This window comes from Pseudomonas sp. LBUM1652 (genome assembly GCF_059716105.1).
Window position 1 is genome coordinate 1,180,121 of record NZ_CP166804.1, and the last position, 13,114, is coordinate 1,193,234.

Sequence of the window (13,114 nt, forward strand, 5' to 3'; positions counted from 1 at the left end):
CCTTAGGAGCACAGCATGACCAACAAAATCATCCTTGCACTCGAAGCAGAGCAGATGACCAAAGAAATCCCTACCTTTGCCCCAGGCGACACTATTGTCGTTCAGGTGAAAGTGAAGGAAGGCGATCGTTCCCGTCTGCAAGCGTTCGAAGGCGTTGTAATCGCCAAGCGTAACCGCGGCGTGAACAGTGCATTCACCGTTCGTAAGATCTCCAACGGTGTCGGCGTAGAGCGTACTTTCCAGACCTACTCCCCGCAGATCGACAGCATGGCTGTTAAACGTCGCGGTGACGTACGCAAAGCCAAGCTGTACTACCTGCGCGACCTGTCGGGTAAAGCAGCTCGCATCAAGGAAAAACTGGCTTAAGTCCAGCTTCCGATGCAGAAAAAAGCAGCCTACGGGCTGCTTTTTTGTTGCCTGCAATAAACTGCCCCCATCCTGTAGGAGCTGCCGAAGGCTGCGATCTTTTGATCTTGTTTTCGATTTGCAGTCTACTTTTTACGAGTCATCTCACATGTCTATCCGTGACCAGGAAATCGAACGCCGCACCGAACTCTCGGTGACTCGCGTAACCAAAGCCGTCTTTCCGCCGACCACCAACCACCACAACACCCTGTTCGGCGGCACTGCGCTGGCGTGGATGGACGAAGTGTCGTTCATCACTGCCACACGTTTCTGCCGTTTGCCGCTGGTGACCGTGTCCACCGACCGTATCGACTTCAACCACGCGATCCCGGCCGGTTCCATCGTCGAACTGGTCGGGCGGGTGATCAAGGTCGGTAACACCAGCCTCAAGGTCGAGGTGGAAGTGTTTGTTGAAAGCATGAGCTGCGATGGTCGCGAGAAGGCGATTCATGGCCAGTTCAGCTTTGTCGCGATTGATGATGACAAGCGTCCGGTGCCGGTGTTGCCAGGGTTTTCCGCCTGAGTGTTTCGTGATCGGGTGCGCTGTGAAAAACTGTCCCCCCAGCTGTTGCTGTCTGACTTGAGCCTCTATGTCCGCCATTGACCATCCACTGATTGACCAATTCCTCGACGCCTTGTGGTTGGAGAAAGGCCTGTCCGATAACACGCGTGGCGCCTATCGCAGCGATCTGGCGCTGTTCAACGGCTGGCTGCAGGAGAAGAACCTTGAGCTGATCAACGCCGGCCGCGAGCTGATCCTCGATCACCTGGCCTGGCGTCTGGAGCAGAACTACAAGCCGCGCTCCACGGCGAGATTTCTTTCCGGTGTGCGTGGCTTTTATCGGTATCTGCTGCGGGAAAAGCTGATCACCGTCGACCCGACGTTGCGCGTCGATATGCCGCAACTGGGTAGGCCGCTGCCCAAATCGCTGTCAGAAGCTGATGTCGAAGCACTGCTCAAGGCGCCCGACCTGAGCGAAGCCATCGGCCAGCGCGACCGCGCCATGCTGGAAGTCTTGTACGCCTGCGGTTTGCGCGTGACCGAGCTGGTCAGCCTGACGCTGGAACAGGTCAACCTGCGCCAGGGCGTATTGCGGGTGATGGGCAAGGGCAGCAAGGAGCGTCTGGTGCCGATGGGCGAAGAGGCAATAGTCTGGATCGAGCGCTACATGCGTGACGGCCGTGGCGAGTTGCTTGGCGGGCGCCCCAGCGATGTGCTGTTCCCCAGCCAGCGTGGTGAACAGATGACCCGCCAGACCTTCTGGCACCGGATCAAGCATCAGGCCAAGGTCGCCGGGATCGGCAAGTCGCTGTCACCGCACACCTTGCGACATGCATTTGCCACGCATCTGCTCAACCATGGCGCTGACTTGCGCGTGGTGCAGATGCTGCTCGGGCATAGCGATCTGTCGACCACGCAGATCTACACCCACGTCGCCCGGGCGCGGTTGCAGGATCTGCATGCCAAACATCACCCGCGTGGCTGAACAAAGATCAAGCAGGAAGAGGGTGTAGTCTCTTGCGACAGGCGCATTCGGCCACCGTGACCTTATGTGTTAGGCTTTGCCGGTTTGCACGATGGACGGTTATGACCCGGTGTTCCGGCACGGGCGTTCTGATCGATCCATTTGTCCGCCTTCAGGAGTTCTCATGCGTCTGACCCAGATTTTCGCCGCCGCAGCCATTGCGTTGGTCAGTACCTTTGCCGTCGCCGATGACGCGGCCGACAAAGCGATTCGTCAAAGCCTGGAAAAACTCGAACTCGAGGTTCCGGTAGAAAGTATCAGTGCCAGCCCGTTGCCAGGCATGTATGAAGTCAAGCTCAAGGGCAGCCGCGTGCTGTACGCCAGCGCCGACGGCCAGTACATCGTTCAGGGCTACCTGTTCCAGCTCAAGGACGGCAAACCGGTCAATCTGACCGAGAAGACCGAGCGTCTGGGCATCTCCAAACTGGTCAACGCCATCCCGGTGGCCGAAACCGTGGTTTACCCGGCCGTGGGCGAGACCAAATCGCACATCACCGTGTTCACCGACACCACCTGCCCGTACTGCCACAAGCTGCATGCCGAAGTGCCGGAGCTGAACAAGCGTGGCATCGAAGTGCGTTATGTTGCGTTTCCGCGCCAGGGCCTCGGCTCGCCGGGTGACGAGCAACTGCAAGCGGTGTGGTGCTCGAAAGACAAGAAAGCGGCCATGGACAAAATGGTCGATGGCAAGGAAATCAAGGCCGCCAAGTGCGATAACCCGGTTTCCAGACAATTCGCTCTGGGGCAGTCGATTGGTGTGAACGGTACACCGGCCATCGTTTTGGCCGACGGACAAGTCATTCCGGGCTACCAGCCTGCGCCACAAGTCGCCAAACTGGCGTTGGGCGCCAAGTAATTCGCATCGTCACGGTCAGGCTTTGACGATCATGGTCCGGTAGCAACATCGCCGGGCCATTAATAGAGAGCCGCGAGCACGCGGTTGTTTTCCGGCCGACCCTGAGTCGGCCGTTTTATGGGGAGTTCACAGTGAATCCGGTCAAAGTAGGCATCTGTGGGTTAGGGACCGTCGGTGGCGGTACCTTCAACGTACTTCAGCGCAACGCCGAGGAAATTGCTCGTCGTGCCGGGCGTGGGATCGAAGTGGCACAAATTGCCACGCGCACGCCAAAGCCTCAGTTCCAGACGACCGGTATTGCGATTACCAACGATGTCTTCGAAGTGGCCACGAACCCTGAGATCGATATCGTCATAGAGCTGGTGGGCGGCTATACCGTTGCCCGCGAGCTGGTACTCAAGGCCATCGAGAATGGCAAGCATGTGGTCACCGCGAACAAGGCTCTGATTGCCGTTCACGGTAATGAAATTTTCGCCAAGGCACGCGAGAAAGGCGTGATCGTGGCGTTCGAAGCGGCTGTGGCCGGTGGCATTCCGGTGATCAAGGCGATCCGTGAAGGCCTGTCCGCCAACCGCATCAACTGGGTCGCCGGGATCATCAACGGCACCGGCAACTTCATCCTCACCGAAATGCGCGAGAAGGGTCGCACCTTCGAAGACGTGTTGGCCGAGGCTCAGGCTCTGGGTTACGCCGAAGCCGATCCGACCTTCGACGTCGAAGGCATCGATGCGGCGCACAAGCTGACGATTCTGGCTTCGATCGCGTTCGGCATTCCGCTGCAATTCGACAAGGCTTACACCGAAGGCATCACCAAGCTGACTACAGCTGACGTCAACTACGCCGAAGCGCTCGGTTATCGCATCAAGCACCTCGGTGTGGCGCGCATCACTGATGCCGGCATCGAGTTGCGCGTACACCCGACGCTGATTCCGGCCGATCGTTTGATCGCCAACGTCAACGGTGTGATGAACGCGGTGATGGTCAACGGTGACGCTGCCGGTTCGACCCTGTTCTACGGCGCCGGTGCCGGTATGGAGCCGACAGCTTCGTCGGTGATCGCCGATCTGGTAGACGTGGTTCGCGCCATGACCTCCGATCCGGAAAACCGCGTACCGCATCTGGCTTTCCAGCCGGACTCGCTGTCGGCCCATCCGATCCTGCCGATCGAAGCCTGCGAAAGCGCTTACTACCTGCGCATCCAGGCCAAGGACCATCCGGGCGTACTGGCTCAGGTGGCGAGCATCCTTTCGGAGCGCGGCATCAACATCGAGTCGATCATGCAGAAGGAAGTCGAGGAACACGACGGTCTGGTGCCGATGATCTTGCTGACCCACCGTGTAGTGGAACAGCGCATCAACGATGCAATCGCCGCCCTCGAAGCTCTGGCCGGCGTGAACGGTCCGGTTGTACGGATCCGCGTCGAGCACCTGAACTAAGCCGCTATTGTTCACCGGGCCCGTGCGCGGGCCCGGCTTTGCGAACACTCTCCATTGGAGTCAGTCATGCGTTACATCAGTACCCGCGGCCAGGCACCGGCCCTGAATTTCGAAGATGTCCTGCTGGCCGGTCTTGCCTCCGACGGCGGTCTGTACGTCCCGGAAGTGCTGCCACGTTTCACTCAGGAGGAAATCGCTTCCTGGGCCGGCCTGCCGTATCACGAGTTGGCCTTCCGAGTGATGCGCCCGTTTGTAACCGGCAGCATTCCCGATGCCGATTTCAAGAAGATCCTTGAAGAAACCTACGGTGTGTTCTCGCACAGCGCCGTGGCGCCGCTGCGTCAACTGAACGGCAATGAATGGGTGCTGGAGCTGTTCCACGGCCCGACCCTGGCGTTCAAGGACTTCGCCCTGCAACTGCTCGGTCGTCTGCTCGACTACGTGCTGGAAAAGCGCGGCGAGCGCGTGGTGATTGTCGGTGCTACCTCCGGTGATACCGGTTCGGCCGCCATCGAAGGCTGCAAACATTGCGAAAACGTCGACATCTTCATCTTGCACCCGCACAACCGTGTGTCCGAAGTGCAGCGTCGCCAGATGACCACGATTTTCGGCGAGAATATCCATAACATCGCCATCGAAGGCAACTTCGATGACTGCCAGGAAATGGTCAAGAACAGCTTCGCCGACCAGAGCTTCCTCAAAGGCACGCGTCTGGTGGCGGTGAACTCGATCAACTGGGCGCGAATCATGGCCCAGATCGTTTACTACTTCCACGCAGCCCTGCAGTTGGGCGGTCCGGCGCGTTCGGTGTCGTTCTCGGTGCCTACCGGCAACTTCGGTGACATCTTCGCCGGTTACCTGGCGCGCAACATGGGCCTGCCGATCAATCAGCTGATCGTCGCCACCAACCGCAACGACATCCTGCACCGCTTCATGAGCGGCAACCAGTACGTCAAGGAAACCCTGCACGCCACGCTGTCGCCGTCGATGGACATCATGGTCTCGTCGAACTTCGAGCGCCTGCTCTTCGACCTGCACGGTCGCAATGGTGCAGCGATTGCCGGTCTGATGGATTCGTTCAAACAGGGCGGCGGCTTCAGCGTCGAGCAAGAACGCTGGACCGAAGCGCGCAAACTGTTCGACTCGCTGGCCGTGGATGACGCGCAAACCTGTGAAACCATCGCCGACGTCTTTGCACAGACCGGTGAAGTACTCGACCCGCACACGGCTATCGGCGTCAGAGCCGCGCGCGAATGCCGTCGCAGCCTGGACATCCCGATGGTGATTCTGGGCACTGCACACCCGGTGAAATTCCCGGATGCAGTGGAAAAGGCCGGTGTAGGAAAAGCTCTCGCACTACCTGCACATCTTTCTGATTTGTTTGAGCGAAACGAGCGCTGCACCGTTCTGCCAAATGAGCTGAAAGCCGTACAAGCCTTTGTCAGTCAGCATGGCAACCGCGGCAAGCCGCTTTAAGCCGCTAAAAGCTGTCACATTTTGAAGCCCGTCTCCTGACGGGCTTTTTTGTTTCTGCTGCCACACTGCTGGGGTTTTCACCCATGAAGGACGGGTGAGTCGATCGCGAAGGAAGTGGCAATGCTGTTTTATAGAGGTTTGAAACTGGCACTGGGCTGGTTGTTTGTGTTCGGGTTGCTGGCATGGATACGCGGCAGTGTGGCGGCGCAACTGGCGCTGCATGAGGAAGGGGTGGCGCTCAATGTCCAGTCCGTGGAACTGAACGCGCACGAGCGCCAATGGATTCGCGATAACCCCAAGGTGACGGTGGCGTCGGTGCAGTACCCGTTGTATCTGTTCAAGGACGAACATGGGCAGTGGAGCGGTTTGAACAACGATGTGCTCAAGCGCCTCACCGCGATGACCGGGTTGCAATTTGTGCATCAGGAATCTTTTTCCACCGATCATATGCTGGAGCGCCTTGAGAGCGGGGCGGCGGACATCAGTACTACCCTGGCCGTGAGTGATGAGCGCAAGGTTTTTCTCGATTTCAGCCACGCATTCGGTGGCGCCGGATGGGTGTTTGTCGGTCGCGCCGGATCGCCGCAGGTGGAGTCTTTCGAGCAATTGGCCAAGCGCGTGGTTGTGCTGCCGGCCCGCCATGCGCTGGAGGATGTGATTCGGCGTGACTTCCCGGCGATCGAGATACGTTCGGTCAAGACCTATGCCGAGGCCCGGGCTCTGGTCGAGAGCGGCGAAGCCTACGCGACCATTGAAAACGAGATTGGTGCACAGCTTTATCCTTTGGGGTTGCTCAAGGTGGGCGGCCTGGTGGAAGGCAAGTGGGAAGCCGATAACCTGGCCGTGCGCAAGGGCATGCCGGAGCTGCTGAGCATTCTCAACAAGGCGCTGGAGGCGTTTCCGGCCGCCGAGTTGCGGGCCATTCGCCTGAAATGGCTTGAAGGCATTTCACCGGCGCCTGTGCCGTCCATGTGGCAGCGCATGATCGAATGGGGCTGCTGGATGATGGGCGGGCTCGGCGTGTTCGGTTTGTTGTCGCTGATATGGAATCGGCGACTGACGGCGGTGATCAAGTTGCGGCGCGAGGCGGAAAAGGATCTTGGCGATCAACTGGCGTTTCAGCATGCACTGATCGATTCCATGCCCGATCCGGTGTTCGTCCGCGATCTGCAAGGGCGTCTGATTATGTGCAACCGCAGCTATGAAGAGGCGCTTTCGGTTCGACTGGATCAGGTGCAGGGGCGGCAGTTGATCGAGGTCGGTGCGTTACCCGAAGCGACGGCGTTGATGTTGCACGACGAGTTCATGATGCAACTGCGCACGCGCAAGTCGCGTTTCAGCAAGCGGCAATTGCAGTTCAAGAACGGCCCGCGCGAGGTCTATCAGTGGACGGTGCCTTTTTACAGTGCCGACGGCCAATTGCGTGGTCTGCTGGGCGGCTGGACGGACATCACTCAGCGCCGGACGGAGAGCGGGTGCAGATGTCCGCATTGAAGTTGGGAAATGTCCTATACGACGTGACTACTTTTCTGATGGGAGGCTTAAGACGGCTGCCCTAGAGTGAACGACAACTGCGGTGAGAGTCCGCGATTGTCGCCTCAGAGGTCGCCCATGCGCTCGCTTAAAGTCCTGATTCTTGAACCCAATCCGTTCCAGTTGATGGCATTGCATCAAATGCTCAATGCCATTGGCATCTACGACGTACTGACGGCGCCGTCGCTGGCATCGGCCCTGTGTTCACTGGGGCATCGCGGCGCTGTCGACATCGCTATTTGCGATCCGCAACTCAAAGGGGGCGATGGCCTGGCGCTGATCCAGCATCTGGCGGAGCAGCAAGAAGCGCGTGCGCTGATCCTTTTGGGCGCGGTCGCGCCGAGTCTGCTGAACGATCTGGACTCGTTGCTGCGCGAGCATCGGTTGCGACTGCTGGGGCGTCTGCAAACACCGGTCTCGGCGGTGCTGATGAGAGGTTTGCTGGACAGCTACCTGATCGCCCATACGCAGCCTGTCGGCGTTTGAGGGGCGTGGTTATTTTTCTGTCATCTTCGCCGTGCATGCTCTGACAGACCGGTGGCGCTGCGGTGCTTGCAACCGAAATGCAGAACTTTCTTCTCGGGCCGGTGGTCATTTACAGTGGACACGCCCCAGACACAATGTTTTCGGACTATTGAGTGGAGATCGAGATGGAAAGTATCAGTCTATTGCTCGGTGAGGCTCTGAGCCCGTATCAGGTTTCGTTGTCCTCAAGTGGTGCCCAGGGTGAATGCCTGGTGACCTTGAAGAACAGCAGCGGCGCCATTGTGGTTGAACGCCAATTCAATCAGGCGCAGTTGACCGACAAGCGTCAACTGACCGATGTCGTTGACGGTTTGCACCGTGACATCCTGATTGCCGAAGGGCGCCTGGAGCCCTGCGTGATCGCAGCATTGCGCAATGCAGCCCTGGACAAGCGTCCGGCGCTTTGAAAAATGAAGTGTTTTTTGTGGGAACCTTCCTGCATCCCCGTCAGTCAGACCCCGTAACAGCAGGATCAAGCATTGTGCTCCGGTGCTTGTCGCTTGCTGCTACTGGTCTTTTTTACAGGCCACGTTTAACCCCGAGTCGTCTCCCCACTTCTCGGGGTTTCTTTTGTCTGTAATTTGCTCACTGCGCCGCCTGCTGTTCGAAAAACGTCCGGGCCTGTTCGAGGTAACCCTCACGCCTGTCGGGATCGAGCCAGTCGGCATAGCGCTGGTTCAACTGATCGTGGGGCAGGGTACGCAGCAGTTGGTTGATCTCGGTGATCGCCTGGCGACCTTGTGGTGTGTCGGAACATCCGATGTACCCCGACAGGTATTTAGCGTTGCCCCGAATCGGATAAAACAGCAGCTCATCTTCGGCAATTTGTGCCAGATGAGCCTGGTAGCGGATTTCCGGCCAATAACCCAGAACTACCTGTAACCGTCCGAGACGCTGCATCATCAGCAGGCTGTTAAGAGCGTCGTTGCCGTAATGCGGTGTGAGTGCGTCTTTTGGTGCCTGGCGCAGCAGGTTGTCGACGAGCTCACCGTAACTGCGCTCCGCGACGACGCCGACCTTTTCCTTGCCATCGGCCAAAAGCGCCGCCAGATCGACTTCACCGTCCACCAGAAACCGCGCCAATACGTCGCGATCTTTCTGACGCACCACCAGCCCGTTGCTGACAGCGCGAAACGCAGGAATGGAAAAAGCGATCCATTGCGTGCGCTCTTTGCTCCAGATTAACGATGGGTCGCAGGTGAACGAGGATTCGTGAAGCATCTGCATGCCGCGGGCGCGATTAACCCGCATCAGTGTGTGTTCGTATTGCGGCATGCCGGCGATCAGCATCGGCATCAGGTGATCGATGACGCCCTGGCCCTTTTTAGGACCTTCGAAAATCGTCAGCGGCGGCATGTCGCGCAGTAACCAGATCAGCGTCGGTTTCGCCTGTGCCCAAGCCGGCAAACCCAGCAGAAACAGCAAGCCGAACAGGCGCCACGTCCACCAGTGATGGGCGCGGTTGGCGGCTGATGTCTGTCGGTTTTTCAGTTCAAATGGCTCCGTCTTCGCGCAGTCGAGTGATCTGCTGTTCGTCGTAGCCAAGATCGTGGAGTACCTGCGCATTGTGTTCACCGAGCTGCGGCCCGACCCATTCGGACGAGCCCGGTGTCTCAGAGAGTTTCGGCACGATGCCCGGCATCTTGAAGGGCTTGCCGTCCGGCAACTTGGCGTGCAGGAACATTTCCCGGGCCAGGTATTGCGGATCGGTGAGCATGTCCTCGGCGCTGAAGATCCGGCTGACCGGCACGTCGGCCTGATTGAGCAGGTCGAGCACGGTTTGCAGCGGCAGCGAATTGACCCAGCGATCAATTACGCCATACAACTCGTCACGGCGGCTATCGCGCCCGTCGTTGCTGGCCAGCGTCGGGTCGTTGGCCAGATCGTCGCGGCCTATCACCTGCATGAAACGTTTGAAAATCGCATCGCCATTGGCGCCGATCTGCACATGCTTGCCGTCAGCACTGGTGTGGATCGAGGAGGGCGTGATGCCGGGCATGATGTTGCCGGTGCGCTCGCGAATAAAACCGAACACGTCGAACTCCGGCACCATGCTTTCCATCATGGCGAAGATGGCTTCATACAACGCCACATCGACCACTTGGCCCAAGCCGCCGTTGACCTCGCGATGACGCAGCGCCATCAATGCGCCAATCACGCCCCACAGCGCGGCAATCGAATCGCCGATGGAAATTCCGGTGCGCACCGGCGGTCGATCCTCGAAACCGGTGATGTAGCGCAAGCCGCCCATGGACTCGCCGACCGCACCGAAACCGGGTTGATCCTTCATCGGCCCGGTCTGACCGAAACCAGAGAGGCGCACCATCACCAGTTTCGGGTTCAAGGCGTGCAGGGTTTCCCAGCTCAGACCGAGTTTCTCCAGGACGCCGGGTCGGAAGTTCTCGATCAGGATATCGGCTTCAGCGAGCAGTTTTTTCAGGATTGCCAAACCCTCGGGGTGTTTGAGGTTCAGCGTCAGCGATTTCTTGTTGCGCGCCTGAACGAACCACCAAAGCGAAGTGCCTTCGTACAACTTACGCCACTTGCGCAAGGGATCACCGCCGTCCGGCGATTCGATCTTGATCACTTCGGCGCCGAACTCGCCGCAAATGCGCGAGGCAAACGGTCCGGCAATCAACGTACCCAATTCAATGACTTTCACACCGCTGAGCGGCTTGTTGGCGAACGGCATACTGAATCCTGTAGGACAAGGTTATGCGGATACAGCGTTTTAACATAGCCGGCTGTCAGGCGCGCAAAGTTGATCGCCATCAATTCGATGATTGCCTACCGCATCGGTTAGACTTGCCGACTTTCCTCGTATCAAGAAGCCCGTTCATGGCCCAGCCGTCCACTACGTATAAATTCGAACTGAACCTCACCGACCTCGACCGCAGCGTCTACGAGAGCGTCAAGCAGACCATCGCCCGTCACCCTTCGGAGACCGAAGAGCGCATGACCGTGCGGTTGTTGGCCTACGCCCTCTGGTACAACGAGCAGTTGTCGTTTGGCCGTGGTCTGTCGGACGTGGATGAGCCGGCGCTGTGGGAAAAAAGCCTGGACGACCGTGTCCTGCACTGGATCGAAGTCGGCCAGCCAGACGCCGATCGTCTGACCTGGTGCTCACGCCGCACCGAACGCACCAGCCTGCTGGCCTACGGCAGCCTGCGCGTCTGGGAAACCAAGGTCATCCCGGCGATCAAGAACCTGAAAAACGTCAACATCGCTGCGGTCCCGCAAGAAGTGTTGGAAACCCTGGCCAAGGACATGCCCCGCGTCATCAAGTGGGACGTGATGATCAGCGAAGGGACGATCTTCGTCACCGACGACCGTGGTCAGCACGAAGTCCAGTTGCAATGGCTGCAAGGTGAGCGCGGCTGATCCTGCGCTTTCACCGAATTAATCCCACGTATTCAAGAGAAGCCTTCGTCACCCCATGCGTATCGAACCTCGCCAACTGCCTGCCACTCTGCCATTTCTCGGTGATCTGCCACCGCTGCTGACCCGTTTGTACGCGGCGCGGGGCGTGCAGTCCGAGGCGGAGTTGGACAAGAGCCTGGCGCGCTTGATTCCGTTCCAGCAACTCAAGGGCATTGATGCGGCAGTAGATCTGCTGGTGACGGCGCTGGAGCAACGTCAGCGCATCCTCATCGTCGGTGACTTTGACGCGGACGGCGCCACCGCCAGTACGGTCGGCATGCTCGGTCTGCGTCTGTTGGGTGCGGCGCACGTCGACTATCTGGTACCGAACCGCTTTGAGTACGGCTACGGTCTGACCCCGGAAATCGTCGAAGTCGCCATGACCCGCGAGCCGCAGTTGCTGATCACCGTCGACAACGGCATCTCCAGCGTCGAAGGCGTTGCCGCCGCGAAGCGCCATGGGCTCAAAGTACTGATCACCGATCACCACTTGCCTGGCGACGAACTGCCGGCGGCCGATGCGCTGGTCAATCCGAACCAGCCTGGCTGTGAGTTTCCGAGCAAGGCACTGGCCGGGGTCGGGGTGATTTTCTATGTGTTGATGGCCTTGCGTGCGCGCCTGCGCAGCCTCGGTTGGTACGAAAACAAACCGCAGCCGAACATCGGCGAGCTGCTTGATCTGGTGGCATTGGGCAGCGTGGCTGACGTAGTGCCGCTCGACGCCAACAATCGGATTTTGGTGCACCAAGGTCTTGAGCGGATTCGTGCCGGGCGCGCGCGGCCGGGGATCAAGGCGATTCTTGAAGTGGCAAAGCGTGACGCTGCGCGGATAACCTCCACGGATCTCGGCTTTATCGTCGGCCCGCGGCTCAATGCCGCCGGGCGTCTGGATGACATGAGTCTGGGTATCGAATGCCTGCTCACCGCCGACGCCAATATGGCCCAGGAAATGGCCGCGCAACTGGACGGCATGAACCAGGATCGCAAATCCATCGAGCAGGGCATGCAGCGTGAAGCGCTGGCCCAGCTCAAGGATTTGCCCGTCGAGTCGATGCCATACGGTTTGTGCCTGTTCGATCCGGAGTGGCACCAGGGTGTTATCGGCATCCTCGCCTCGCGCATGAAAGAGCGTTATTTCCGTCCGACCATTGCCTTCGCCGATGCTGGCGATGGGTTGCTCAAAGGCTCGGGGCGATCGGTGCAGGGCTTCCATATTCGTGATGCCTTGAGCGTGGTTGCGGCGCAACATCCGAACCTGATCGCCAAGTACGGTGGCCACGCGATGGCGGCCGGCCTGACCTTGCCGCAAGAGAATTTTCCGTTATTCGCCGAGGCATTTGACGCCGAAGTGCGTAGGCAACTTCGCGAAGAAGACCTCACCGGGCGTTTGCTCTCGGACGGTACGCTGGCGGTTGAAGAGTTTCACCTCGAACTGGCCCGCGCCCTGCGCCACGCCGGACCGTGGGGGCAGCACTTTCCGGAACCGCTGTTCCACGGCGTGTTCCAGTTGGTCGAGCAGCGCGTGGTTGGTGAGCGTCATTTGAAAGTGGTGCTGAAAAGCGAGTGCGGTTCGGTGAAACTCGACGGCATCGCATTCGGCATCGACCGTGATATCTGGCCGAATCCGACCATCAAGTGGGTCGAGCTGGCCTACAAACTCGACGTCAACGAGTTCCGCGGCAATGAGACCGTGCAACTGATGATTGCCCACATCGAACCGCGTTGACCCCATTCGCGAGCAGACTCGCTCCCACAGGGGGATGCATTCCAACTGTGGGAGCGAGCTTGCTCGCGAAGGCGGACTTTCACACACAGAATCACTCTGAACCCTCCCGCCCCCCCGGTTGTCGACTAGGCTCTAAGCACTGCTTGATTGGCCTTGTGACGTCTTGTCGAATTTTTTGCCCGCGGGGGCGGGTGCTGTACCTTTTCGTGTC

Annotated in this window: 13 protein-coding genes; 11 read left to right on the top strand and 2 right to left on the bottom strand. The window is 59.0% G+C overall.

Going from position 1 to position 13,114, the window contains the following annotated elements:
• Window positions 1–15 precede the first annotated feature (15 nt).
• The 9 genes from rplS (at window position 16) to ACA069_RS05255 (ending at window position 8,164) form a co-directional block, all read left to right on the top strand.
• A complete protein-coding gene (rplS, locus tag ACA069_RS05215) occupies window positions 16–366 on the top strand; it encodes a 50S ribosomal protein L19 (protein ID WP_003175895.1) in 351 nt (116 codons plus the stop codon).
• Window positions 367–514: 148 nt separating this feature from the next.
• Window positions 515–928: an acyl-CoA thioesterase gene (locus ACA069_RS05220; protein ID WP_187680006.1), complete on the top strand. Its 414-nt coding sequence runs from the start codon at window positions 515–517 to the stop codon at window positions 926–928.
• 67 nt (window positions 929–995) lie between these two features.
• Window positions 996–1,892 carry a site-specific tyrosine recombinase XerD gene (gene xerD, locus ACA069_RS05225; protein ID WP_187680005.1) on the top strand — a complete coding sequence of 299 codons (897 nt, stop codon included), beginning with the start codon at window positions 996–998 and terminating at the stop codon, window positions 1,890–1,892.
• A gap of 163 nt (window positions 1,893–2,055) precedes the next feature.
• Complete coding sequence (dsbC, locus tag ACA069_RS05230; protein WP_489879157.1) at window positions 2,056–2,787, top strand: bifunctional protein-disulfide isomerase/oxidoreductase DsbC; 732 nt, start codon at window positions 2,056–2,058, stop codon at window positions 2,785–2,787.
• Between the two features lie 131 nt (window positions 2,788–2,918).
• Window positions 2,919–4,223, top strand: a complete 1,305-nt coding sequence (locus ACA069_RS05235) for a homoserine dehydrogenase (RefSeq protein WP_489879156.1) — start codon at window positions 2,919–2,921, stop codon at window positions 4,221–4,223.
• A gap of 66 nt (window positions 4,224–4,289) precedes the next feature.
• Window positions 4,290–5,699 carry a threonine synthase gene (thrC, locus tag ACA069_RS05240; RefSeq protein WP_187680002.1) on the top strand — a complete coding sequence of 470 codons (1,410 nt, stop codon included), beginning with the start codon at window positions 4,290–4,292 and terminating at the stop codon, window positions 5,697–5,699.
• A 120-nt stretch (window positions 5,700–5,819) separates the two neighbouring features.
• On the top strand, window positions 5,820–7,193 hold the full coding sequence (locus ACA069_RS05245; protein ID WP_497616600.1) for a transporter substrate-binding domain-containing protein: 1,374 nt from the start codon (window positions 5,820–5,822) through the stop codon (window positions 7,191–7,193).
• Between the two features lie 117 nt (window positions 7,194–7,310).
• A complete protein-coding gene (locus ACA069_RS05250; protein ID WP_187680000.1) occupies window positions 7,311–7,718 on the top strand; it encodes a response regulator in 408 nt (135 codons plus the stop codon).
• Window positions 7,719–7,882: 164 nt separating this feature from the next.
• Window positions 7,883–8,164 (top strand): DUF3509 domain-containing protein, encoded by a 282-nt coding sequence (locus ACA069_RS05255; protein WP_401270681.1) that lies wholly within the window; start codon window positions 7,883–7,885, stop codon window positions 8,162–8,164.
• A 178-nt stretch (window positions 8,165–8,342) separates the two neighbouring features.
• On the opposite strand, the gene ACA069_RS05260 is transcribed toward ACA069_RS05255, so the two are convergent.
• Entirely contained in the window at window positions 8,343–9,302 is a 960-nt protein-coding gene (locus ACA069_RS05260; protein WP_497616603.1) for a TIGR02285 family protein, read from the bottom strand.
• A complete protein-coding gene (locus ACA069_RS05265; protein WP_497616605.1) occupies window positions 9,250–10,449 on the bottom strand; it encodes a CaiB/BaiF CoA transferase family protein in 1,200 nt (399 codons plus the stop codon). The genes ACA069_RS05260 and ACA069_RS05265 overlap by 53 nt, the downstream gene beginning before the upstream one ends.
• A 146-nt stretch (window positions 10,450–10,595) precedes the next feature.
• Here ACA069_RS05265 and ACA069_RS05270 point away from each other — a divergent pair, with 146 nt between their 5' ends.
• Both ACA069_RS05270 and recJ read left to right on the top strand, forming a co-directional pair.
• Entirely contained in the window at window positions 10,596–11,138 is a 543-nt protein-coding gene (locus ACA069_RS05270) for a YaeQ family protein (RefSeq protein WP_007908961.1), read from the top strand.
• Window positions 11,139–11,193: 55 nt separating this feature from the next.
• Window positions 11,194–12,903, top strand: a complete 1,710-nt coding sequence (gene recJ, locus ACA069_RS05275) for a single-stranded-DNA-specific exonuclease RecJ (RefSeq protein WP_489879152.1) — start codon at window positions 11,194–11,196, stop codon at window positions 12,901–12,903.
• The last annotated feature ends 211 nt before the right edge of the window (window positions 12,904–13,114 follow it).